The sequence below is a fragment of the Streptomyces albus subsp. albus genome, assembly GCF_000725885.1.
GTDB classification, from domain to species: domain Bacteria; phylum Actinomycetota; class Actinomycetes; order Streptomycetales; family Streptomycetaceae; genus Streptomyces; species Streptomyces albus.
In genome coordinates this window covers 250,455-273,662 of sequence record NZ_JODR01000016.1, presented here as the reverse complement: position 1 = coordinate 273,662, position 23,208 = coordinate 250,455, and the positions used below count along the sequence as shown (strand labels likewise).

16 protein-coding genes are annotated in these 23,208 nt (G+C 73.4%); 5 read left to right on the top strand and 11 right to left on the bottom strand.

Features of this window, described 5'->3' with window-relative positions:
* Positions 1-50 precede the first annotated feature (50 nt).
* The 3 genes from IO40_RS0119505 to IO40_RS0119495 all read right to left on the bottom strand — a co-directional run bounded on the left by IO40_RS0119505 (position 51) and on the right by IO40_RS0119495 (position 8,536).
* Positions 51-3,902, bottom strand: coding sequence for a hypothetical protein (locus tag IO40_RS0119505; protein WP_479681596.1), 3,852 nt, complete (start codon positions 3,900-3,902; stop codon positions 51-53).
* Between the two features lie 245 nt (positions 3,903-4,147).
* Complete coding sequence (locus IO40_RS0119500) at positions 4,148-6,610, bottom strand: serine/threonine-protein kinase (RefSeq protein ID WP_033230146.1); 2,463 nt, start codon at positions 6,608-6,610, stop codon at positions 4,148-4,150.
* Between the two features lie 219 nt (positions 6,611-6,829).
* Positions 6,830-8,536, bottom strand: a complete 1,707-nt coding sequence (locus IO40_RS0119495) for a glycerol-3-phosphate dehydrogenase/oxidase (protein WP_016473361.1) — start codon at positions 8,534-8,536, stop codon at positions 6,830-6,832.
* A 223-nt stretch (positions 8,537-8,759) separates the two neighbouring features.
* Here IO40_RS0119495 and IO40_RS0119490 point away from each other — a divergent pair, with 223 nt between their 5' ends.
* Positions 8,760-10,022 (top strand): nucleotide sugar dehydrogenase, encoded by a 1,263-nt coding sequence (locus tag IO40_RS0119490; RefSeq protein ID WP_016473362.1) that lies wholly within the window; start codon positions 8,760-8,762, stop codon positions 10,020-10,022.
* A gap of 302 nt (positions 10,023-10,324) precedes the next feature.
* On the opposite strand, the gene IO40_RS0119485 is transcribed toward IO40_RS0119490, so the two are convergent.
* The 4 genes from IO40_RS0119485 to IO40_RS0119470 all read right to left on the bottom strand — a co-directional run bounded on the left by IO40_RS0119485 (position 10,325) and on the right by IO40_RS0119470 (position 14,914).
* Positions 10,325-11,440, bottom strand: coding sequence for a GuaB3 family IMP dehydrogenase-related protein (locus tag IO40_RS0119485; RefSeq protein WP_016473363.1), 1,116 nt, complete (start codon positions 11,438-11,440; stop codon positions 10,325-10,327).
* Positions 11,441-11,539: 99 nt separating this feature from the next.
* The gene (gene guaB / locus IO40_RS0119480; RefSeq protein ID WP_016473364.1) at positions 11,540-13,045 is read right to left on the bottom strand and encodes an IMP dehydrogenase; all 1,506 of its coding nucleotides are present in this window, start codon (positions 13,043-13,045) and stop codon (positions 11,540-11,542) included.
* 165 nt (positions 13,046-13,210) lie between these two features.
* Positions 13,211-13,918, bottom strand: a complete 708-nt coding sequence (locus IO40_RS0119475) for a sigma-70 family RNA polymerase sigma factor (RefSeq protein ID WP_276203782.1) — start codon at positions 13,916-13,918, stop codon at positions 13,211-13,213.
* 384 nt (positions 13,919-14,302) lie between these two features.
* Positions 14,303-14,914 (bottom strand): response regulator transcription factor, encoded by a 612-nt coding sequence (locus IO40_RS0119470; protein WP_003948568.1) that lies wholly within the window; start codon positions 14,912-14,914, stop codon positions 14,303-14,305.
* A 368-nt stretch (positions 14,915-15,282) separates the two neighbouring features.
* Between IO40_RS0119470 and IO40_RS39460 the strand changes: the two genes are divergently transcribed.
* Entirely contained in the window at positions 15,283-15,708 is a 426-nt protein-coding gene (locus IO40_RS39460) for a WhiB family transcriptional regulator (protein WP_016473366.1), read from the top strand.
* Positions 15,709-15,820: 112 nt separating this feature from the next.
* Here the strand turns inward: IO40_RS39460 and IO40_RS0119460 are convergent, their stop codons facing one another.
* On the bottom strand, positions 15,821-16,708 hold the full coding sequence (locus IO40_RS0119460) for a LysR family transcriptional regulator (protein WP_031175812.1): 888 nt from the start codon (positions 16,706-16,708) through the stop codon (positions 15,821-15,823).
* 94 nt (positions 16,709-16,802) lie between these two features.
* On the opposite strand from IO40_RS0119460, the gene IO40_RS0119455 reads away from it, so the two are divergent.
* Together IO40_RS0119455 and IO40_RS0119450 are read left to right on the top strand one after the other, a co-directional pair.
* Entirely contained in the window at positions 16,803-17,480 is a 678-nt protein-coding gene (locus IO40_RS0119455; RefSeq protein WP_030407394.1) for an MOSC domain-containing protein, read from the top strand.
* Between the two features lie 118 nt (positions 17,481-17,598).
* Complete coding sequence (locus tag IO40_RS0119450; RefSeq protein WP_016473369.1) at positions 17,599-18,372, top strand: SDR family NAD(P)-dependent oxidoreductase; 774 nt, start codon at positions 17,599-17,601, stop codon at positions 18,370-18,372.
* 177 nt (positions 18,373-18,549) lie between these two features.
* On the opposite strand, the gene groL is transcribed toward IO40_RS0119450, so the two are convergent.
* From groL to IO40_RS0119435, 3 genes are all read right to left on the bottom strand, one after another.
* The gene (gene groL, locus IO40_RS0119445) at positions 18,550-20,181 is read right to left on the bottom strand and encodes a chaperonin GroEL (RefSeq protein WP_016473370.1); all 1,632 of its coding nucleotides are present in this window, start codon (positions 20,179-20,181) and stop codon (positions 18,550-18,552) included.
* A gap of 183 nt (positions 20,182-20,364) precedes the next feature.
* Positions 20,365-20,673 (bottom strand): co-chaperone GroES, encoded by a 309-nt coding sequence (groES, locus tag IO40_RS0119440; RefSeq protein ID WP_016473371.1) that lies wholly within the window; start codon positions 20,671-20,673, stop codon positions 20,365-20,367.
* 252 nt (positions 20,674-20,925) lie between these two features.
* Positions 20,926-21,711: a nucleotidyltransferase domain-containing protein gene (locus IO40_RS0119435; protein WP_016473372.1), complete on the bottom strand. Its 786-nt coding sequence runs from the start codon at positions 21,709-21,711 to the stop codon at positions 20,926-20,928.
* 254 nt (positions 21,712-21,965) lie between these two features.
* On the opposite strand from IO40_RS0119435, the gene IO40_RS0119430 reads away from it, so the two are divergent.
* A complete protein-coding gene (locus IO40_RS0119430) occupies positions 21,966-23,186 on the top strand; it encodes a class I SAM-dependent methyltransferase (protein WP_016473373.1) in 1,221 nt (406 codons plus the stop codon).
* The last annotated feature ends 22 nt before the right edge of the window (positions 23,187-23,208 follow it).

The following is a 23,208-nucleotide window of genomic DNA, read 5'->3' as shown; positions in this document are numbered from 1 at the left end:
GCCTTACGCGCCCGCCCCGCCGTCGCCACCCGGTTGACGCAGCTGTGACGTCACCGCGACCGGGTGACCCGGTAGGTGTCGGCGACCGCCTCGAAGTGCCGGTCGATCTCCGCCTTGCGGCTCTGGGAGCCGAGCACCAGCAGCACGTGGTAGCGCCCGTCCAGGATCATCGCCCGGTTGCGCGCGTACACCTGCCGCCCGCCGCCCTCGCGCCAGCTGAAGGTGCCCTCGGCCATCGCCGTGTCCCCGACGTCGATGCGCCGCAGCCCGCCCGTGCTCGCCCAGTCGGAGGCGCGGTAGGCGGCCAGCTCCGGCTCCTTCTCGCTCTGGTAGGCCATCGGGTCCTTGCCGAACCGGCCGGTGGCGTCCCGCCCGTTGACGACCACCATCTCGACCTCGCCGCCGTTGTAGCGGACCTGCCCGCGCCCGTTGGCGAACCGGCGGTCCCACTCCTTGGGCACGGCGATCCGGAACCCGGCGGGATCGCGGCTGATCTTGTAGCCCTTCGGTGCCTTCGGGGACCCGGGCGGATCGGCCGCCGGCGAGCCGGAACCGGTCTTCTTCCGGCCGTCCCCGTCGCCGCCCTTCCGGCCGTCCCCTTCCTCGGAGTCCGCCGGCTTCTCCGCACGCTTGTCGGCCGCGTCGCGCTTCTCGCCGGTCTCCCGGTCGCCCGGCGCCGCCTCCTCCCGCGTCCCGGGCACCACGACGGAGCCCTTCCGTGCGTTCTCACCCCCCGTACCGTTCGGCAGGAACCACGCGACGAACGCCACCGCGGCCACCATGCCCAGCAGGATCAGGGCGAGGACGAGCACCCCCAGCCTGCGCGGCCCCGAGCCACCGCCCGCCTTCCTGCCCTCCCGGCGCACCTCACGGACGGGCTCCTGCGGCTGTGTCGCCTCGACGTCGGCCAACGCCCGCACATGCTCGGGCGGACGCCGGTGCTCGCGCCCGGCGTGCGCCGCCGGTCTCGCGCCGGCACGGGAGCCGCGCCGCCGCTTGCGCACCAGCTCGCCCCGGCGCCGGACGATCGGCAGCCGCTTCGGATCGGCCGGCGCCCCCGCCTCCAGCGACGGCGCCACCACCGTACGCAGGCCCACATCGGGCTCCGGCGCGGACCGCACCAGCGACCGCAGCCAGCCGCGCAGCTCCTCGAAGTCCGGCCGGTCCGTGGGGTCCTGACGCATCAGCGACTCGACGACGGGACGCAGCGGCCCGCAGTCCTCCGCGTACGCCGGCGGCTCGGCGCACACCATCTGCACCAGCTCGGAGACGCTGTCCTCCGGATACGGCGCGTGCCCCTGCACGGCGCGGAAGAGCAGCACACCCAGCGCCCACAGATCCGCGGCCGGGCCCACCGGCGGAGCCAGCCGCCAGTTCTCGTACACGGGACCGGCCTGCTCCGGCGCCCAGCGTTCCGTCACCGGGCCGACGAGCGTCATCCGGGTGTGCCGGGCCCGTTCGGCGGCCAGCGCCGTGGCCGGGCCCCGGTAACGCTCCGGCCCGTCCCACGCCCGGTCGCTCTCCACACCGACGCCCTCGCCCGGCTCCCCGTACCACTCTCCGGCTCCCTCGCCGCCGGGCACGCCCTCCGCCCCCGGAGCACCGCCCGTCCACTCACCGCCGGGCTCGCCCGCCCCGGCAGGACCGAGCGGACCGCGGTCGTACGGAGCGCCACTGTGGGGCGCGCTGGTGTGCGGGGCGCTCTTTTGCAGGCCAGGCCCGTGGGAAGCGGCACTGTGGTAGGGAGCACCACCGCGCGGGCCGGCCCCATGCGGAGCGCTCTCACGCAGGCCGGTCGCGTGCGGGTCGCCGCTGTAGGGAGCGCCACCGCGCGGGTCGGCCCCGCGCGGAGCACCCCCGTGCGGGTCACTCCGGTGCGGGTCGCCCTCGCTCGGGACGGCCCCATGCGGGTCGCCGTACGGAGCCGCCCCGTGCGGCTCGTCCACGGCCGGGGCGCTTCCGTGCCTGCCGCCCGGGTGCGTGCCGGCCCCGTAAGCGCCGCCCGTACGCGCGCCGTTCCCGCCGGGAGCCGCCTCGGTGGGAGCCGCCTCGCCGGGAGCCGCCCCGGTGGGAGCTTCCGCCGGCGGTTCGCCCTCGTACGGGGAGGTGGTGGGCAGGCCCCGCAGGTGGCGGCGTGCGCCGCCGGGCCGGTCGAGGCCGGGCCCGGGCTCGTCGCCCGCCGCCCAGCGGGCGGGAGCGCTCCGGCTCTCCGCGGACCGCGCGCCCGGCAGCGCCGTGGGACCGTCCCCGCGCTCCGCCCCCGGTCGCGCACCGGGGGCGGCGGGGTCCGGGGCGCTGTCGCCGTCGTCGTGGCGCCTCCCGTGGGTGGGGGCGGCGCCGTAAGGGCCTGCCGCACGGGGGCCGTAGATCTCGTCCCTGGCGAGCTGGCGCACCTCGCCGCCGGGCAGCGCGTCGGGCCGCACCTCGTCCTCGTCGGAGGGCAGCCAGCACACGTCGTCGTCCAACGCGTGGTACGGGCGGCGCTCCTCGCGGCCGGGCCCGTCGGCCTCGGTGCGCGGTGCCGCCCACCAGTCGGTGTCAGGCTGCCGCCCGTCCGCCGGGCCGCCCGGCTGCCCGTCGCGGGTCCGCCGCGCGGCGTCCCGGGCGTCGGCCACGGCCCGCTGGGCGCCCGCACGGTACGCCGCGATGGCACCCCGGCGGGGCGTCCGCGCCACCGGCTCCCCGGGGGCGCCGGCCCCCTGTCCGCTCCCCGGGTGCCGTTCCGTTCCCCGGGGCGCAGGGACGGGACCCCGGGCGCCACCGGGTCCGCCGCGCCCCTCCGACGCGCTGGGCGCGCCCGGCGCTTCGGTGCCGCCCGGCTCGATGCCCTCGAAGCCGAAGATGCCCCGGCGGCTGACGGGAGTGCCGGTGGGGTGGGGGAGGTCGGCGGACGCTCCCGTGTATCCGTCCCGCCGTGCCGCCGGTTCGTCGTCGCGTGCGGCGAATCCCTCGGGAAGTCGGTGTCCCGTCCACGTCGCGGGCCTGGGCGCCGGTCCGTACGTCTCGCGCGCCGACTGCGGGGGCTCGTGTCCGCCGGTGAGCGCCCCGTCCTCGTCCCGTGCCGCCGCGAGGGCGGCACGCGCCCCCGTGTTGGAGGCGTCCGAGCCGGCCTGCGGAACGGATCCCGCTCCCCCGGCATCGGGACCGGAGGGCTTCCCGGCACCGGGACCGTCCGGCTCCCCGACGTCCGCGGCACCGGCGGCCACCGCTTCCCCGCCGTCCTCCGGCGGGTCCTCGGGCAGCGGGTCGTAACCGCACAGCGCCTCCTCGGCGGCGCCGACGGCCAGGCCGGTGAGCAGCGCCCGGCCGTCCTCGCAGATGAGGACGGTACGGGCGGTGAGGTTGCGGTGCACCCAGCCGTGGGCGTGCACGATGCGCAGCGCGGCCAGCAGATCGGCGGCGATCTCGGCGGCACGGTGGGCGCTCAGCGGCTGCTCGGCCAAGAGTGCGGCCAGCGGCCGGGCGGCCGGCACGCGTTCGCTGACCACCCACAGCGCGTCGTCCTCGACGAAGACGTCGAAGACCTGGTCGAGCCGTGGATGGTCGGGCAGTTGGGCGGCGGCCACCGCGGCTGTCACGGCCCGGCGCACCGCCGGGTCGGTGGGCCGCCGGGTGGGCCGTCCGTCGTACGGCCCGGCGGGTCCGCGGTCCGCGCCGTGGCCGTCGGGGGGCTCCGCGCCGCCCCAGGGGCGGCTTCCGCCCCACCGGCCGCCGTCCTGGCCGTCCCACCGGTCCTCGTCGCGGCCGTCGACGCCGCCGTGGCCTTCGTGCCCGTCGTCGACGACCTCCGCGTCGACGACCTCGGGCAGCGGCACCTGGCGCACCAGGACTTCCTGTTCGCTGGCGGTGTCCCAGGCGAGGGACTCGGCCGGCTCGTACGCGTCGGCGGGCGGGAGCGGCAGGCGGTAGCGACCGGCCAGCAGCCGCCCCGTGTATCCCGCGTACTCCTCCACGAACGCCTCCCCAGCCGTGCGCGAGACCGCCAACTCCGTTCGCCGTCAGCCGCCTTGCGGCCGACCACGGTCTGCGTCTCTCACGATACGTCCGGGAACCCTTTACGTCACCGCGACACCGTTCCGGCCGTATCCCCGCGCACGGGGCGGAAACGGCCCGCGCCCGTCCACAACCGCAGGTCCGGGCAGAGTGCTCAGAGCGGCTTGAACGTCTTGAAGGCGGTGTCCCGCAGCGTTTCGCACTCCTCGTCCTGCCAGGTGTCGGCCTCGCAGGTGATGAGAATGGCGTAGCCGTTCTCGCCGTCGACCTTGAAGCCGCGGTTGAGGACGCGGACCTTCTTGCCGTCGTCCTTGCGCAGGAAGTGCCAGTCGGCGACGGTCGGGTAGCCGCGCCACTCGACCTTCTTGATGCCCAGCAACTTGTAGCCGGAGCTGGCGCTCTTGACGGCCGGTTCCTGCGCGCGCCAGGCCCCGGCCGCGTCCGGGCCGGGGCTGTCGGTGTGGTCGATCTGGATCTTCGGGTGGCCGCCGCCGGGGGCGGTGTACTTGCCGCCCGAGTTGCGGCCCGCTATGCCGGTGCGCTTCCAGCCCTCGGGCAGCGCCATCGAGAAGTGGAACCGCTCGTCCTTGACGGTGGCGTAGCCCTCCGGGAGTTCGTCCTCGTCGGGCTCGTTCTCGTCGGCCTCCTCGCCGTCGTCGCCCGCCTCCGTCTTCTGACCTTCACCGGCGGCGGGCTGTTTGCCGCCCGCGCTGACGTCCTGTCCCTCGCCGCTGCCCTGTCCGGCCTGGCCGGTGCTCGCGGCGGGGCCCTTGGCGCCGTCGCCGCCCTTGTCGTCACCGCCGAGGCCGACGATCAGCAGGACGACGACCACGATGACGGCGACCACGGCGGCGATCACGATCGCCAGCGTCCGGGGCGGGAGGCCCTTGCGGAGTTCGGGGAGCTCCCGCAGGTCGCGCAGCGAGGTGATGGCACCGCTGCCGCCGCTCTCCGGGGGCAGCGCCCTGCTGCCGCTGCCGGCGCCCGGCAGCGGACCGCCGCCGAGTGTGCCGCCCGCCGCCGCACCGTCCTGCGCGCCGGTGCCGGGCCGCGCGGCCCGGTCGGTGGACGACGCCCCGGACGCCGGGCCGCCCGCCGCGGCGCCGGACCGCGAGGAGCGCGAGCCGGACGACGCGGAAGGCGAGGAAGACGCGGAAGGCGAGGAAGACGAGGAAGCCGTCGGCGAAGAGGCGGACGACGCGGAAGAAGGGGCCGACGGGGCCGGTGCGGAACCCGAGGAGGACGCGGACGAGCGCCTGGCGGACGCGGCGGACCGCCCCGTGGACGACGTACCGGGCGTGGCTCCGGGGGACTTCGCCGACCGGCTGCCCGGCGTGCCGGTGCCGTCGGAGCCGCCGCCGGGCCGCTTCGTCGAGGTGGAGGTGCTGGGCGGCGAGGCCGGGCGCGGCGGCACGGCGGAACCGGCCGCGCCCTTGGCGTCGTCGGTGGCCGTGCCGCGCTTGCCGCCGGGCTGGGAGCCGCCCGGCCCGCCGGGCCGGGTGCCGGTGTCCGGGGTGCCCGCGCCGGTCGCGGCACCGCCGACGGCCCCCGCCGCGTTCCGTACGGACTTGAGCGCGCCGCGCAGGCGTTCGCCGGAACTTGTGCCCTCCGAGCGGCGCTTGCGACGGCCGCCCGTGGTGCCGGGGCTGTAGGCGGGCCCGGAGCCCTCGGCGGCGTTGCCCTTGCCCGGGGCTGACGGGGTGGCGGGTCCGCCCGGCGGGGCGGGGGCCTCCACCCGGGGGAGCATGGAGGTGCGCTCGACATCGCCGCGGGCCGGGCTGAGCGGGCTCTTGAGACCGTTGGCGACCGGTTCCAGCAGCAGCCGGGCGCCGTTGACGTCGAGCCGCTTCTCGGGGTCCTTGACGAGCAGACCCGCGATGACCTCGCGCAGCTCGCCGGCGTGTTCGGGCACGGGGACGGGTTCGGTCATCACCGCGGTGAGGGTGGAGATGGCCGAGCCCTTGTCGTAGGGCGGGCGGCCCTCGACGGCGGCGTACAGCAGGCCGCCCAGGGACCACAGGTCGGCGGGCGGGCCCGGCGGCTTGCCGCGGGCCCGTTCGGGTGAGATGTAGGAGGGGGCGCCCACGAGCATGCCGGTGGAGGTGACGGACGGGTCGCCCTCGACCTTGGCGATGCCGAAGTCGGTGAGGACCACGCGCCCGGTGCCGTCCTCCAGCAGCACGTTGGAGGGCTTCACGTCGCGGTGCAGGATGCCTTCGCGGTGGGCGGCGCGGAGGACGTCGAGGATGGCGAGTCCGACTTCGGCCGCGCGCTGCGGGTCGAGGGGGCCGTCCTTCTTGATCTGGTCGGCCAGGGAGCGGCCCTCGACCAGTTCCATCACGATCCAGGGGCGGCTGTCCTCGTTGACGACGTCGAAGACGGTGACGGCACTGCCGCTGCGGATCCTGGCGATGGCCTTGGCCTCACGCAGGGTGCGGGTGATGAGCCGCTGCTTCTCCTCCTCGTCGACGCTGGAGGGGAACCGGAGCTCCTTCACCGCGACACGGCGGCCCAGGATTTCGTCCTCGCCGCGCCAGACGGTGCCCATACCGCCGCGCCCGAGAACACCCCCGAGCCGATAGCGCCCGCCTACCAGCCGTCCCGTGTCCTCGCTCATGAATCCCCTTGTGTCCCCTCTGCGTGAGAGCCCGCCCCCGGCAGAGCCTTCATTGTGAACCATCGTCCTGACAAGACGTGTACGGGGGCGGCACAGTTACACCACAGCCCCACCACTTCTCACCCGGGCTCACACGCCCAACAGGCCCTGCCCGGACGACCAGTCCAACGGGGACCCACCAGCGCACGCGGCGCACCGCGGCGACGGGCTCCCGCCCCGCTACACAGGGACGATGTCGGGCGCTCCCAGCCGCGCCGCGTCCGCCGTCTGGTCGTCGGGCTGGAGCTGTGATTCACGCTCGGCCTCGACCCGCTTCTCGTAGTGTTCGACCTCACGCTCGATCTGATCCGCGTCCCAGCCGAGTACCGGGGCCATCAGATCGGCGCACTCGCGGGCGCTGAGCGTACCCCGGTCGAAGGTCTCGATGGAGATGCGGGTACGGCGCGTCAGAACGTCGTCCAGATGGCGGGCCCCCTCGTGCGTACAGGCGTAGACGACCTCCGCCTTGAGGTAGTCGTCCGCCGCCGGCAACGGCTCGCCCAGCCGGGGGTCCTCGGCGATCAGATCGAGCACCTCTTCGGTCATCGACCCGTAGCGGCCCAGCAGATGCTCCACCCGCGCCACGTGCAGACCGGCCCGCTGCGCCAGGCGCGCCCGGCCGTTCCACAACGCGTGGTAGCCCTCGGCGCCGGCCAGCCGCACCTCCTCCGTCACGCACTCCGCCACCCGGTGGTCCAGCCCGTGCACCGCCTCGTCCACCGCGTCCTTGGCCATCACCCGGTACGTCGTGTACTTGCCGCCCGCGATGACGACCAGCCCCGGCACCGGATGCGCGACGGTGTGCTCCCGCGACAGCTTGCTCGTCGCCTCCGACTCGCCCGCCAGCAGGGGCCGCAGCCCCGCGTACACCCCCTCCACGTCGTCCCGCGTCAACGGCACCGCCAGCACGGAGTTGACGTGGTCGAGCAGATAGTCGATGTCGGCACTGGACGCCGCCGGATGCGCCTTGTCCAGGTCCCAGTCGGTGTCCGTGGTGCCGATGATCCAATGGCGGCCCCACGGGATGACGAACAGCACGCTCTTCTCCGTACGGAGAATCAGGCCCGTCGAGGAGTTGATGCGGTCCTTGGGCACCACCAGGTGGATGCCCTTGGAGGCCCGTACGTGGAACTGGCCGCGCTCGGCGATCAGCCCCTGGGTGTCGTCCGTCCACACGCCGGTCGCGTTGACGACCTGACGGGCCCGCACCTCGTACTCACCGCCCAGCTCCAGGTCCTCGATGCGCGCCCCGACGACCCGTTCGCCCTCGCGCAGGAAACCCACCACCCGCGCACGGTTGGCCGCCAGCGCGCCGTACTCCGCGGCGGTCCGCACCAGGGTCGCCACGAAGCGGGCGTCGTCCACCTGCGCGTCGTAGTACTGGAGCGCCCCCACCAGCGCGTCCTTGCGCAACGCGGGCGCCACCCGCAGGGCATGACGGCGCGAGAGGTGACGGTGCGTGGGCAGACCCCGGCCGTGGCCCGAGGAGACGGACATGACGTCGTACATCGCCACGCCCGTGCCCGCGTACAGCCGCTCCCAGCCGCGGTGCCGCAGCGGATAGAGGAACGGCACCGGCTTGACCAGATGCGGCGCCAGCCGCTCCAGCAGCAGCCCGCGTTCCTTGAGCGCCTCGCGCACCAGTGCGAAATCCAGCATCTCCAGATAGCGCAGACCGCCGTGGATGAGCTTGCTGGACCGGCTGGAGGTGCCCGAAGCCCAGTCCCGCGCCTCCACGATCGCCGTGGACAGGCCGCGGGTGACAGCGTCCAGCGCCGTACCGGCGCCGACGATGCCGCCGCCGACCACCAGCACGTCCAGCTCGGTCTCGGCCATCCTCGCCAGCGCCCCGGCGCGCTGCTTCGGTCCCAGTGCCGCTGTCCTCACTGTCGCCTCCCATGGTGCTCGTGCCGTTCCTCGGACACCGCCCCCGTGGTCCCCCTGACGATGGTCCCCCATTCCCGCGACTTTGGCCGATCGTCGGCCCTGCTGAGCGCGCAATCCGACTTGTCTGTCATATGGGCTCTTAACCTTAATCTGCGCCGCTCGCCACTCCCGGTGCTGCCCGGGGACGGAACCGGGACGACAAGGGAAAGGGAAGACCGCTGTCATGCCCGCAGATCTCGCCGTGCTGGGACTCGCCCATTCGGGGCTGCCGCTCGCCCAGGCCGCCACGGCGAACGGAATCGGCACCATCGGCTACGACCCCGACGAGACCACCGTCGCCGACATCGGCGCCGGTCGCCCCCCGAGCGACGCCGGCCTGACCGCCGCCGAGATCCGGCGGATGCTCGCCAAAGGATTCCGGGCCGGCACCGATCCCGCCGTCCTCGGCCGCGTACGCACCGCCGTGATCTGCGCCCCCACCGCGCTCGGCCCCCACCGCGCGCCCGACATGAGCGCTGTGCGCACCGCCGCGCGCACCCTCGCCACCCGGCTGCGCCCCCGCACCACCGTGATCGTCGAATCAGCCGTCCACCCCGGCTGCACCGAGGACATCGTCCGCCCCCTGCTGGAGGAGGGCTCCGGACTGCGGGCCGGCCGCGATTTCCACCTCGCCTGTTCCCCCACCCGGGTAGACCCCGGCAACCGCGGCCACACCTACGGCACCATCCCCAAAGTCATCGGCGGCCTCACCCCCGCCTGCACCGAGGCCGCCGCCGCGTTCTACGGGCGGCTCACCGAGAAGGTCGTCCGCGCACGCGGACCGCGCGAGGCCGAGACCACCAAACTGCTGGAGACCAACTACCGGCACATCAACATCGCACTGATGAACGAGATGGCCGTCTTCTGCCACGACCTCGGCATCGACCTGTGGGACGTCGTCCGCTGCGCCGAGACCAAACCCTTCGGCTTCCAGTCCTTCCGGCCCGGCCCCGGCGTCGGCGGACCCGGGGTTCCTGTGGACCCCAACTACCTCGCCTTCCACAGGCGTTCACCGGGCTACCCGCTGCGGATGGTCGAACTCGCCCAGGAAGTCAACGAACGCATGCCCCGGTACGTCTCACAGCGCGCGGCCACCCTGCTCAACGAACACGGCAAATCCGCGCGGGGCGCGCGCATCCTGCTGCTTGGGGTGACCTACAAACCCGACCTCGCCAGTCAGGAGGGGGCACCCGCGCGGGAAGTCGCCGCGCGGCTCAAGGAACTGGGGGCGCAGTTGAGTTACCACGACCCCTATGTGCCGCAGTGGCGGGTTGCGGGGCAGCCGGTGCCGCGGGCGGACTCCCTCTATGACGCCGCCGCGGCTGCGGACCTCACTCTGCTGTTGCAGAACCATCGTGTTTACGATCTGCAGGGGCTTGCTGCGAAGGCTCAGCTTCTTCTTGATACCCGTGGTGCGAGTCCCACTGGTGCGGCGCACCGGTTGTGACAGCCCCCCTTTGGCCGGGGGCTCAGCCCTCTGGCGCCGCCCTGTGGCTGGGGCCTTCGCCTCTTCCTCCCCCATGGGTGGGGCCCTCGTCCCGGTGGCTGGGGGCTCAGCCCCTGTCCTCCCCCCATTGGGTGGGGCCCTTATCCCAGTGGCTGGGGCCTCCGGCCCCTTGCTCCCCCATTTGTTGGGGGCTCTGCCCCCAAACCCCCGGTCCTCGCCGGACGGGCGTTGGGGCGGCTCCTCCCCCAGACTCCGTCCGGGGGGACCCCCAGCCCCCGACTCGACGGGTGTCCTCAGTGGGGTCAGCGGGAGCGGGCTACCGTTACTTCCACTCGCTGGAACTCCTTCAGTTCGGAGTAGCCCGTGGTGGCCATGGCCCTTCGCAGGGCTCCGAAGAAGTTCATGGAGCCGTCGGGGGTGTGGGAGGGGCCCAGGAGGATCTCCTCCAGGGTGCCGACCGCGCCGAGGTCGACGCGTCGGCCGCGCGGCACATCGAGGTGGACGGCTTCCATGCCCCAGTGGTGGCCCTTTCCGGGCGCATCGGTGGCCCGGGCCAGCGGCGAGCCCATCATCACGGCGTCCGCGCCGCAGGCGATGGCCTTGGGCAGGTCGCCGGACCAGCCGACACCGCCGTCGGCGATGACGTGGACGTACCGGCCGCCGGACTCGTCCATGTAGTCGCGCCGGGCGGCGGCGACGTCGGCGACGGCGGTGGCCATCGGCACCTGGATGCCCAGCACGTTGCGGGTGGTGTGCGCGGCGCCGCCGCCGAAGCCGACGAGCACGCCGGCGGCGCCGGTCCGCATCAGGTGGAGGGCGGCGGTGTAGGTGGCGCAGCCGCCGACGATCACCGGGACGTCCAGTTCGTAGATGAATTGCTTGAGGTTGAGCGGTTCGGCCGCGCTGGAGACGTGCTCGGCGGAGACGGTGGTGCCGCGGATGACGAACAGGTCCACGCCGGCGTCCACGACGGCCTTGGAGAACTGCGCGGTGCGGCCGGGCGACAGCGCGGCGGCCGTCACGACGCCGGAGTCGCGGACTTCCTTGATCCGCTGTCCGATCAGCTCTTCCTTGATCGGCTCGGCGTAGATCTCCTGCATCCGGCGGTTGGCCGTGGCCTCGTCGAGTTCGGCGATCTCCGCGAGGAGCGGTTCGGGGTCCTCGTAGCGGGTCCACAGCCCTTCGAGGTTGAGGACGCCGAGGCCGCCCATCTCGCCGATGCGGATGGCCGTACGGGGGGAGACGACCGAGTCCATGGGGGCGGCGAGGAACGGCAGCTCGAAGCGGTAGGCGTCGATCTGCCAGGCGATCGAGACCTCCTTCGGGTCGCGGGTGCGCCTGCTGGGCACCACGGCGATGTCGTCGAAGGCGAACGCCTGCCGCCCGCGCTTGCCGCGCCCGATCTCGATCTCAGTCACGTCTACTGCCTCTCACTCTGTTGTGCCGCGACCCAGTATCGCGGACACGCCGAAGCCCGCGGCCGGTGAGGGCCGCGGGCCTGGCACCGTGCCCGGCGCTCAGCGCCGCGAATAGTTCGGCGCCTCGGTCGTCATCTGGATGTCGTGGGGGTGGCTCTCCTTGAGCCCCGCGGCGGTGATGCGGACGAAGCGGCCCCGCTCCTTGAGCTCGGGAACGGTGCGCCCGCCGACGTAGAACATCGACTGCTTGAGGCCGCCGACGAGCTGGTGGACGACGGCGGAGAGCGGGCCGCGGTAGGCGACCTGGCCTTCGACACCCTCGGGGATCAGCTTGTCGTCGCCGCTGACGCCTTCTTGGAAGTAGCGGTCCTTGGAGTAGGACTTGCGGTCGCCGCGGGACTGCATGGCGCCGAGGGAGCCCATGCCCCGGTAGGACTTGAACTGCTTGCCGTTAATGAACAGCAGCTCGCCCGGCGACTCCTCGCAGCCGGCCAGCAGACTGCCGAGCATCACGGTGTCGGCGCCGGCGACTAGGGCCTTGGCGATGTCGCCGCTGTACTGGAGGCCGCCGTCGCCGATCACGGGGACGCCGGCTTCCTTGGCGGCCAGCGACGCCTCGTAGATGGCGGTGACCTGCGGGACGCCGATACCGGCGACGACGCGGGTGGTGCAGATGGAGCCGGGGCCGACGCCGACCTTGACGCCGTCGACGCCCGCGTCGATCAGGGCCTTGGCGCCGTCGCGGGTGGCGATGTTGCCGCCGACGACATCCACGGCCGGGTAGTTCGACTTGATCTTGGCGGCCATGTCGCCGACCAGCCGGGAGTGGCCGTGGGCGGTGTCGACGACGATGAAGTCGACACCCGCTTCGATCAGCGCCTCGGCCCGGTCGTAGGCGTCACCGGCGACACCGACGGCGGCGCCGACGACGAGGCGGCCCTCGCTGTCCTTGGCGGCGTTCGGGTACTGCTCGGCCTTGACGAAGTCCTTGACGGTGATGAGGCCCTTGAGGTGGCCGGTGCCGTCCACCAGCGGCAGCTTCTCGATCTTGTGGCGGCGCAGCAGCTCCATCGCCGCGTCACGGGAGATGCCCACCTCGCCGGTGACCAGCGGCATCGGCGTCATGACCTCGCGCACCTGGCGGCTGCGGTCCAGCTCGAAGGCCATGTCGCGGTTGGTGACGATGCCGAGCAGCTTGCCCGCGGCGTCGGTGACGGGAACGCCGCTGATGCGGAACCGCCCGCACAGCGCGTCGGCCTCCTCCAGGGTGGCGTCGGGGCGGATGGTGATCGGGTCGGCGACCATGCCGGACTCGGACCGCTTGACCTGGTCCACCTGGTTGGCCTGGTCCTCGATGGACAGGTTGCGGTGCAGGACGCCCACTCCGCCCTGGCGGGCCATCGCGATGGCCATGCGGGCCTCGGTGACCTTGTCCATGGCGGCGGACAGCAGGGGGACGTTGACCCGGACGTTGCGCGAGACGTACGACGCGGTGTCGATGTCGTGCGGGGCCATGTCCGACTCGCCCGGCAGTAGCAGGACGTCGTCATATGTCAGGCCCAGAGTGGCGAATTTGGCGGGCACCCCGTCGACGTTCTCAGTCATGACACCTTCCTGTGCGGCCGACACCGCTCGTGACGGCGCCGCCGCTGCTTGTCCAGCCGCGAACTCCATGCTATCGGCCCGCCGAGGGTGTACGGCCACCCTGTGGAAAACCCGGATTGTGGAAAACGTCGCAGTACCGGGCCGCACGGCCGGCGGGCCCGGCCGTCACTGCTCGGCCAGTGCCCGCAGCCGGCTGAGCGCCCGGTGCTGGGCGACGCGCACCGCTCCGGGCGACATGCCCAGCATCTGTCCCGTCTCCTCCGCCGTCAGCCCGACGGCGACGCGCAGCAGCACCAGCTCGCGCTGGTGTTCGGGCAGATTGGCGAGGAGTTTCTTGGCCCACTCGGCGTCGCTGCTCAGCAGCGCCCGCTCCTCGGGGCCGAGCGAATCGTCGGGCCGCTCGGGCATCTCGTCCGAGGGCACGGCCGTCGAGCCGGGCCCGCGCATGGCGGCCCGCTGGAGGTCGGCGACCTTGTGCTGGGCGATGGCGACGACGAACGCCTCGAACGGCTTCCCGGTGTCGCGGTAGCGCGGCAGGGCGCACAGCACCGCGATGCACACCTCCTGCGCGAGGTCGTCGACGAAGTGCCGGGCGTCGCCGGGCAGCCGCGTCAGCCGGGTGCGGCAGTAGCGCAGGGCGAGCGGGTGCACATGGGCGAGCAGGTCGTGGGTGGCCTGGCGGTCGCCCTCGACGGCACGCTGGACGAGCTGGCTGACCGTCGCGACCTGTGTCGTGTCGGCCCCACCCGCCGTGTCCGCACCGCCCACGGCGGTCTCCGCGGCACCGTCGGCAGCGGTGCTGTCGGTGGCCGCGACGACGGCACCCTGGCCGGAGGCGGCCCCGGGCGGCGGTCCGTTCTCCTCGTCGCGCATCGGTCCATGGTGCACCGACGCCGGGCGGTCCGCCGCACCGCGTCCGTGGATGTGAGCCGAAGCGTTATGAGCAGGAGCACTGGCCCTCATGTTCCACGCCCTCCCCTCACGCCTGACCGACCGGTCCCCGAGGAACTCCATACAACAAGCATGCGACACCCGCGGGATTTCCCGGATGCCGCGGGAGGGACCACGGGAACTTGGCCCCGGCCGGGGGCCGCCGTCCCACCCGCCCACGACCGTTTCCGGACACCGACGAGCGGGCTTCGGCCCAGGCGGGACGGGCGGCGGGTGCGGCCCGGGCGGAACGGGTGGTCCGGGTGGTCCGGGCGGCCCGGGCGGCCGGGACGACGGGCCGTCCACCGCCGGGCGCCCCGCACCGGACTAGCGGACGAGGCCCCAGCGGAAGCCGAGCGCCACCGCGTGTGCGCGGTCGGAGGCGCCGAGCTTCTTGAAGAGCCGCCTGGCGTGGGTCTTGACGGTGTCCTCGGAGAGGAAGAGTTCGCGCCCGATCTCGGCGTTGGACCGCCCGTGGCTCATCCCCTCCAGTACCTGGATCTCCCGCGCGGTGAGGGTGGGCGCCGCGCCCATCTCGGCGGAGCGCAGCCGCCGGGGCGCGAGCCGCCACGTGGGGTCGGCGAGCGCCTGGGTGACGGTCGCGCGCAGTTCGGCGCGGGACGCGTCCTTGTGGAGGTAGCCGCGGGCACCTGCGGCGACGGCCAGTGCCACGCCGTCGAGGTCCTCGGCCACCGTCAGCATGATGATGCGGGCGCCGGGGTCGGCGGAGAGCAGCCGGCGCACGGTCTCCACTCCGCCCAGGCCGGGCATCCGGACATCCATCAGGATCAGGTCGGACCGGTCGGCGCCCCAGCGGCGGAGGACTTCCTCGCCGTTGGCCGCCGTCGTCACACGCTCGACGCCGGGCACGGTCGCGACCGCGCGGCGCAGGGCCTCTCGGGCGAGCGGGGAGTCGTCGCATACGAGGACGGATGTCATGACCGCCCTCCGCTGCTGATGCGCATCACCTTGAGCCTCCAGGCTGCTGAAGAAGAATCGTCACCTGCGCGATTGACGGCCTCGGTCGTCCGTGCCCAGGCCGTTCGGAGTCAATCGCTTTCGCTCTCTCAACGACGGTCACCCGAAAGAGTTACGGCTTCCCGGTACCGCTTTCAGCACTCTACGTGAGCAACCGTGCACAGAGCAGCAACATCGCGTCTTCGAACCGCGGGGCGCACCTTCTCTCCTGCGGTGCCCTATTTAGCTGCATTTCTTCCGTTTTGCGGGTTCGCTCGCTAAATTCGCGAAAGAGTCATATTTACGCACGAGTGACAGAGCACCCCCCAGCAGCACTCTGGAGAGACGCGATGGCAGACTTCTCCCGCCTTCCTGGACCCAACGCGGATCTGTGGGACTGGCAGCTACTGGCCGCGTGCCGGGGCGTGGACAGTTCGCTGTTCTTCCACCCCGAGGGGGAGCGCGGCGCCGCCCGCAGCGCGCGGGAGGCCTCCGCGAAGGAGGTGTGCATGCGCTGCCCCGTGCGCGCGGAGTGCGCGGCGCACGCCCTCCAGGTCCGCGAGCCCTACGGTGTATGGGGCGGGCTCACCGAGGACGAGCGCGAGGAGCTGCTGGGCCGGGCCCGCAACCGGCTGGTGACCGGCCCGCAGGAGACGGCTCCCGAGCCGGGCGAGGACGCGGACGGCGCGGGACCGCCCCGGGAGCCCGGCCCGGTGAACGGATCGCGGCGGGACCCGGGGGTCGCGGAATCGGCCCAGCCGGTCGGCGAGTTCTGAGGTTCCGCACGCCGAAGACACCGCAGAAACGTTCCCCCGGCGCCCGTACCGACCCGCGGGGCCGCATGCGCCCGCACGCCTCCGCCAGGACGGCGCGTCCCGGCGGGGCGGGTCAGCGGTGGGCCGCCGCCGCCAGCCGGTCGAGCATCGCCGAGACGGCGGGGACCTGCGCCAGGTCCGGGAGGGTGAGCGCGACGACCTCCCGGCGCACCTCGGGGCCGAGCCGCACCGGCCGCGTCCCCTTGGGGCGTACGGACTCCACGGCCAGCTCCGGGAGCACCGCGACCCCCAGCCCGGCGCCGACCAGCCCCACCACCGCCGGGTAGTCGTCGGTGGCGAAGTCGATGCGCGGGGTGAAGCCCGCGGCCTCGCACACCTGTACGAGATGGCGGCGGCAGCGCGGGCAGCCCGCGATCCACGGCTCCTCGGCCAGGGTGCCGATGTCCACCTCGTCGGCGTCCGCGAACGGGTGCCTTTCCGGCACCAGGCCGACCAGCCGGTCGGTGAGCAGCGGCCGGGCCACCAGGTCGTCCCACTCGGGGGCCGCTTCGTAGCGGAAGGCCAGCGCGATCTCGCAGTCCCCCGCGCGCAGCATGTCCACCGAGCGCGGCGGCTCCGCCTCCACCAGCGAGACCCGGGTGCCGGGATGGTCGGCCCGCATCGCCGCGACCGCCGTGGGCACCAGGGTGGAGCTGCCGCTGGGGAAGGAGACCAGCCGCACCCGGCCGGCCCGCAGTCCGGCCAGCGCCGCGACCTCCTCCTCGGCCGCCGCCAGGCCTGCGAGGATGCCCGTGGCGTGCCGTACCAGCGCCTCGCCGGCCTCGGTGAGCCGCATCTCCCGCCCGGACCGCACCAGCAGCGGGGTGCCGGCTGCGGCCTCCAGCGCTTTCATCTGCTGGCTGACGGCGGGCTGGGTGCAGCCCAGCTCGCGCGCCGCTCCGGAGAAGGATCCCGTGGTGGCGACGGCGCGCAGGACGCGCAGATGGCGGGCCTCGATCATGCCTTCGAGGATACGTCCTTCCATAAGCCGGCCTTGGGGTCGGACCGGAAAACCCCCTCGCCGCTTTGACCGGGCCGCCGTTAGCCTCGCAGCCATGCAGCTGCTCTCCGTGAATCTGGCCATACCCCACCAGTCCGAACACACCGACGCGGAACACAAGTGGACGGGCATCGACAAACGGCCCACCTCGGAACCCGTCGCCGTCCGCGCGCCGGGGCCCCGCGGCACCGGGGGCAGTGGACTGGCCGGTGACACGATCGGCAATCTGCGGTACCACGGCGGCGAGGAGCAGGCCGTCTACGCCTATGCCCGCGAGGAGCTCGACCGGTGGGAGCGGGAGCTGGGCCGCACCCTGCCCAACGGTGTCTTCGGCGAGAACCTCACCATGCGTGACGCCGCGGTGGACGACGCCCTCGTCGGCGAACGCTGGCAGATCGGCGCCCCGGGCACCGGGCCCCTGCTGGAGGTGAGCACCACCCGCTTCCCCTGCCGCACCTTCGCCGGCTGGCTCGGCGAACAGGGCTGGCTCAAACGGTTCACCGCACGTCACAGGGCCGGCGCCTATCTGCGCGTACGCACACCGGGCGAGGTGCGCGCCGGGGACACCGTCACCGTCGTCCACCGGCCCGACCACGACGTCTCCGTCAGTCACGTCTTCCGGGCGCTGACCGGCGAACCCGAGCTGCTGCCCCACATCCTGACGGCGGGGGAACTGCTCGATCCGCTGGTGCGGGAGCGGGCGCTGCGGCGCACCGGGCGGTCCCTGGCGTGACCGCCGGCGGACAGAGCTGACGTACCGTCAACATGCAGGCGGCAGGCGGGCGTACCCTCCGATTCCGGGGCGTTCCCGCCCGCCGGGCGCCGCCCGTTCGGGCCGATAGCGTGACCGCATGACGACTGCACTGATCACCGGGGCCACCGCCGGAATCGGCGCCGCCTTCGCGCGCCGCCTCGCCGGCCGCGGCTATCACCTCGTACTGACCGCGCGGAACACCGAACGCCTGTGGCGCCAGGCCACCGAACTCCACGACCGGCACGGCGTCGAGGCCGACGTGCTGACCGCCGACCTGGCCACCGACGAGGGCATCGCGGCCGTCGAGGAGCGGCTGGGCGAGACCGCGCACCCGGTCGACCTGCTGGTCAACAACGCCGGCTTCGGCAACAAGGGCCGCTATCTGGAGGTGCCCGTCGCCGACGAGCTGACGATGCTCAAGGTGCACTGCGAGGCCGTGCTGCGGCTCACCACCGCCGCCACCGCCGCCATGCGCGAGCGCGGCCGGGGCGGGGTCGTCAACGTCGCGTCCGTCGCCGCGTTCTTCCCCCGCGGCACCTACGGGGCGTCCAAGGCGTGGGTCACCCAGTTCACCCAGGGGGCGGCCAGGGACCTGGCCGGGACGGGGGTGCGGCTGATGGCGCTGTGCCCCGGATTCGTGCGGACGGAGTTCCACGAGCGGGCCGGGATGTCCACGAAGGACATCCCGCGGTGGATGTGGCTGGACGCGGACAAGGTCGTGGAGACCGCGCTGGACGACCTCGCGCGGGGCCGCGCCCTGTCGATCCCCGACCCCCGCTACAAGGCGCTGCTGGGGGCCTCCCGGCTGGTGCCCCGCGGGGTGCTGGCCCGGGCCTCCTCCTCGACGGGGCGCAAGTACGGCCCCAAGTAGTCCGGTCAGCCAGGCAGCCCGGCACAGCCCGGCAGCCGGACGCGCGCGGGGCACACGGCGGCCGGCACGCGCGCGAGGCGCAACCAGGCAGCCGGACGCGCGCGGGCGCACCGCAGGGCCCGCACGCGCGAAGGGCGCACCCCGTGGCGGGGTGCGCCCTTCCGGAAGGGGTGCGCCTCAGTGGGCGTGGCCGTGACCGTGGCCGTGACCGGCCGCGGCCTCTTCCTCCTCGGCCGGCTTCTCGACGACCAGCGTCTCGGTCGTCAGCAGCAGCGAGGCGATGGAGGCGGCGTTCTCCAGCGCGGAGCGCGTCACCTTGACCGGGTCGATGACACCGGCCTTGACCAGGTCGCCGTACTCGCCGGTGGCGGCGTTGAAGCCGTGGCCCGGCTCCATCTCGCCGACCTTGGAGGTGATGACGTAGCCCTCCAGGCCCGCGTTCTCGGCGATCCAGCGCAGCGGCTCGACGGCGGCGCGGCGGACGGTGGCGACACCGGTGGCCTCGTCGTCGCTCTTGCCGAGGTTGTCCTCCAGCACCTTGACGGCGTGGACGAGGGCGGAGCCACCGCCGGAGACGATGCCCTCCTCGACGGCCGCGCGGGTCGCGGAGATCGCGTCCTCCAGGCGGTGCTTCTTCTCCTTCAGCTCCACCTCGGTGGCCGCGCCGACACGGATGACGCAGACGCCGCCGGCCAGCTTGGCGAGGCGCTCCTGGAGCTTCTCGCGGTCCCAGTCGGAGTCGGTCGTCTCGATCTCGGCCTTGATCTGGGCGACGCGGGCCGCGACGTCCTCGCTCTTGCCGGCACCGTCGACGATCGTGGTGTCGTCCTTGGTGACGGTCACGCGGCGGGCGGTGCCCAGCACGTCCAGACCGGCCTGGTCCAGCTTGAGGCCGACCTCCTCGGCGATGACGGTGGCACCGGTGAGGGTGGCCATGTCGCCGAGCATCGCCTTGCGGCGGTCACCGAAGCCGGGGGCCTTGACGGCCACCGCGTTGAAGGTGCCGCGGATCTTGTTGACGACCAGGGTGGAGAGGGCCTCGCCCTCCACGTCCTCGGCGATGATCAGCAGCGGCTTGGAGGCGCCGGCCTGCATGATCTTCTCCAGCAGCGGCAGCAGGTCCTGGATGGAGCTGATCTTGCCCTGGTGGATGAGGATGTACGGGTCGTCGAGGACGGCCTCCATCCGCTCCTGGTCGGTGACGAAGTACGGCGACAGGTAGCCCTTGTCGAAGGCCATGCCCTCGGTGAAGTCCAGCTCCAGGCCGAAGGTCTGGGACTCCTCGACGGTGATGACACCGTCCTTGCCGACCTTGTCCATCGCCTCGGCGATCAGCTCGCCGACCTGCTTGTCCTGCGCGGACAGCGCGGCGACGGAGGCGATGTCCTCCTTGGAGTCGATCGGCCGGGCGGTCTTGTGCAGCTCGTCGGAGACGGCCGAGACCGCGGCGTCGATGCCCTTCTTGAGGGCGGCCGGGGAGGCACCGGCGGCGACGTTGCGCAGGCCCTCGCGGACCAGGGCCTGGGCCAGCACCGTGGCGGTGGTGGTGCCGTCACCCGCGATGTCGTTGGTCTTGGTCGCCACCTCCTTCAGGAGCTGGGCGCCCAGGTTCTCGTAGGGGTCCTCGACCTCGACCTCACGGGCGATCGTGACACCGTCGTTGGTGATGGTCGGGGCGCCGAACTTCTTGTCGATGACGACGTTGCGGCCCTTGGGGCCGATGGTCACCTTGACGGTGTCGGCCAGGCTGTTGACACCGCGCTCAAGGGCGCGACGGGCGTCCTCGTCGAACTTCAGGATCTTCGCCATGGGAAGGGTTGTGTCCTCTCACACGTCTCGCTCGTCCCGTACGGGCTCGCTGTGGCCGGTACGAGCCGCGCCCTGGTCCCTGCTACCTCGCGCGAGGAGCGGGCACCAGGGCGCGTTCGCCTTGCAGGCTGCTGCGGCGGAAAGACCGGGCGCTGCGCTGCTGGGTCAGAATTGCTTCTCGACTTACTTCTCGACGATGGCGAGAACGTCGCGGGCCGAGAGAACGAGGTACTCCTCGCCGCTGTACTTCACCTCGGTGCCGCCGTACTTGCTGTACAGCACGATGTCACCGACCTTTACGTCGAGCGGCAGACGGTTGCCGTCCTCGAAGCGACCCGGGCCGACGGCCAGGACGGTGCCCTCCTGCGGCTTCTCCTTGGCGGTGTCCGGGATGACCAGGCCAGAGGCCGTGGTCTCCTCGGCGTCGAGCGGCTGGACCACGATGCGGTCCTCGAGCGGCTTGATGGCAACCTTGGAGCTGGCGGTCGTCACGATCCGACCTCCCCCTTCGGAGATCTCAAATGGGGTCTTATGTCTGGGGTGGCGACCTGGTAGATCCGCCGTCGCGGGTGCCGGATCTGCCCGTCGCGTACTGCTGGCACTCCCAGAGGGAGAGTGCCAGGGTTGAGATTATGCCTGGCTTAGCACTCGGTCAAGCGGAGTGCTAGCCGACCGGGTGCGCGGCGCCGTCCGCAGGTGCCCCCTCCCGCCCCGGAAGCCCCGCACCCGTTCCCGCCCGGCCCCTCATTCCGGCAGGCCGAGGAGGGCAGCCGCCCGGCTCACGGCGTCCCGCAGGGCGGCGGGGTCGGGGCTCAGCGAGACGATCAGCGGATCGAGGCCGCGCAGCTCCGCCCGGGTGAGGAGCCGCTTCTCGTTGGTGACCCATTCGCCGCGCTCGGCCAGCACCGCGTGCGCGGTCTGCGCGGCGGCGGTGGCCAGGGCCCCGGCGACCTCGGTGAGCTGGCCGCGGGGCGCGTGGGCCCCCTTCGCGTACCGCAGCGTCATCGCCGCCTGCTGCCGCCACACGGGCGGGGCGGCCTCGCGCAGCGCCTCCGGATAGCGGGGCGCGGGCAGGGTGCCGCGCAGCACCCGGTTGACGGCGAGTTCGGCCACCACGAGGTAGCTGGGGATGCCCGCCAGGTGGAACATCAGCGGCTCCCAGTGGAAGCGGCCGGCCCGCGCCTCGGCGAGCTCGTGCTCGACCACGTCGAGGTCCCGGTAGTGGACGTCCACCCGCCGCCCGTCGATGGTCAGCCAGGCACCGCCGTTGAAGACGCCGCCGCCCCAGGCGCCCAGTTCGCCGACCTCGCCCTCCCAGCCGAGGGCGCGCAGGCGGGCGGGGTCGAAGGGCCCCCGGTAGTAGACGGCCAGGTCCCAGTCGCTGCCGGCGGTGTGGAGGCCCTGGGCGCGGGAGCCGCCGAGGGTGACGGCGGACACGGCGGGCAGGGCGGCGAGCCGGTCGGCGACGTGGCCGAGGAACGCCTCGTCGGACAGTGCGGGGACGGCGCGGGCGGCCGGGGTGTCGGTCATGGTGGATCCCGTCGGTGTGAAGTGGCGGAGGACGGCAGGCGGAGGCGGACGCCGGAGCACGGGCTCGACGGCGTCGGATCTGCCTGGGCGGGCGCGCGGGTCACGCGCGGCGGGTCGTCACTTCACGGAACCGATCCTAGGGGCGTGCTCGGCAGGCGACCCGCACGGGCCCGGGCAGTAGCGCCCCGCGGCGGGCGGGCAGCGGCGGTTGCCCTGGCGTCCGGCGGCGGGCGGGGGCACGGGAGAATGACGGGGTGGATGTCGAGGTGTTCGCCGGGTTGCTGTCCGACGAGGGGCAGACCCTCCTGGCCGAGGTGCGCGAGGTGGCCCCCGGACAGGAGCTGGCCGCGGCCACCCGGCTGCGGCAGCGGTACGCGCCCGAACTGGTGGCCGCCGCACTCACCCAGCACCGGTTGCGGTCCCGCGCCGAGGCCAAGTTCGGCCCCCGGGAGGCGCACACCTGGTACTTCACACCGGACGGCCTCGAACAGGCGACCCGCGCCGGGGTGGCCGGGCACCGTGCCCGCCGCTTCCACCGGCTCGGCGTCCGCAGCGCCGTGGACCTGGGCTGCGGCATCGGTGCCGACGCCGTCGCCCTGGCCCGGGCCGGCATCCGTGTGCTGGCCGTGGACCGTGACCCGCTCACGTGCGCGGTGGCCCGCGCCAACGCCGCGGCGCTGGGCGTGGCCGAGCGCGTCGAGGTGCGCTGCGCCGATGTGACCGAGGTGGCCACGGACGGGTTCGACGCCGTCTTCGCCGACCCCGCGCGGCGCACCGGCCGGGGCCGCGTCTTCGACCCGGAGGCGTACTCGCCACCGCTGAGCTGGGCCGTGGAGACGGCCCGCGCCGCGCCGCTGGCCGCGCTCAAGGTCGCCCCTGGCATCCCCCACGAGGCGGTGCCGGACGAGGCGGAGGCGGAGTGGGTCTCGTGGCAGGGCGACGTCAAGGAAGCGGTGCTGTGGTTCACCGGCGCGCACCCGGGCGGCGGTCCGGGCGCCGTGCGGGCCACCCTGCTGCCCGCCGGTGACACCCTGACCGGCCAGGGTCTGCCCGACCCGGAGGCGGGCCCGGTGGGCCGCTACCTGTACGAGCCGGACGGCGCGGTCGTGCGGGCCCATCTGGTCGCCGAACTGGCGGCGCGGCTGGCGGGTCGGCTGATCGACCCGACCATCGCGTACGTGACGACGGACGCGCCGCACCCCACACCGTTCGCCACCGGGTACGAGATCACCGACGTGCTGCCGTTCAACGTCAAGAGGCTGCGGGCCCTGCTGCGGGAGCGCGGCGTCGGCGTCGTCACCGTCAAGAAGCGCGGGTCGGCCGTGGAGCCCGAGGAACTGCGCCGGAAACTGAAGCTGGACCCGAAGGCGGCACGCGGCTCGTGCACCGTCTTCCTCACCAGGGTCGCGGGCGCGCCGAGCATGCTGCTGGGACAGCCGCTGCCCCGCGCCGGTGCCGACGGCCTGCCCGCGTAGCCGCACCGGCCCGGGCCGGCGG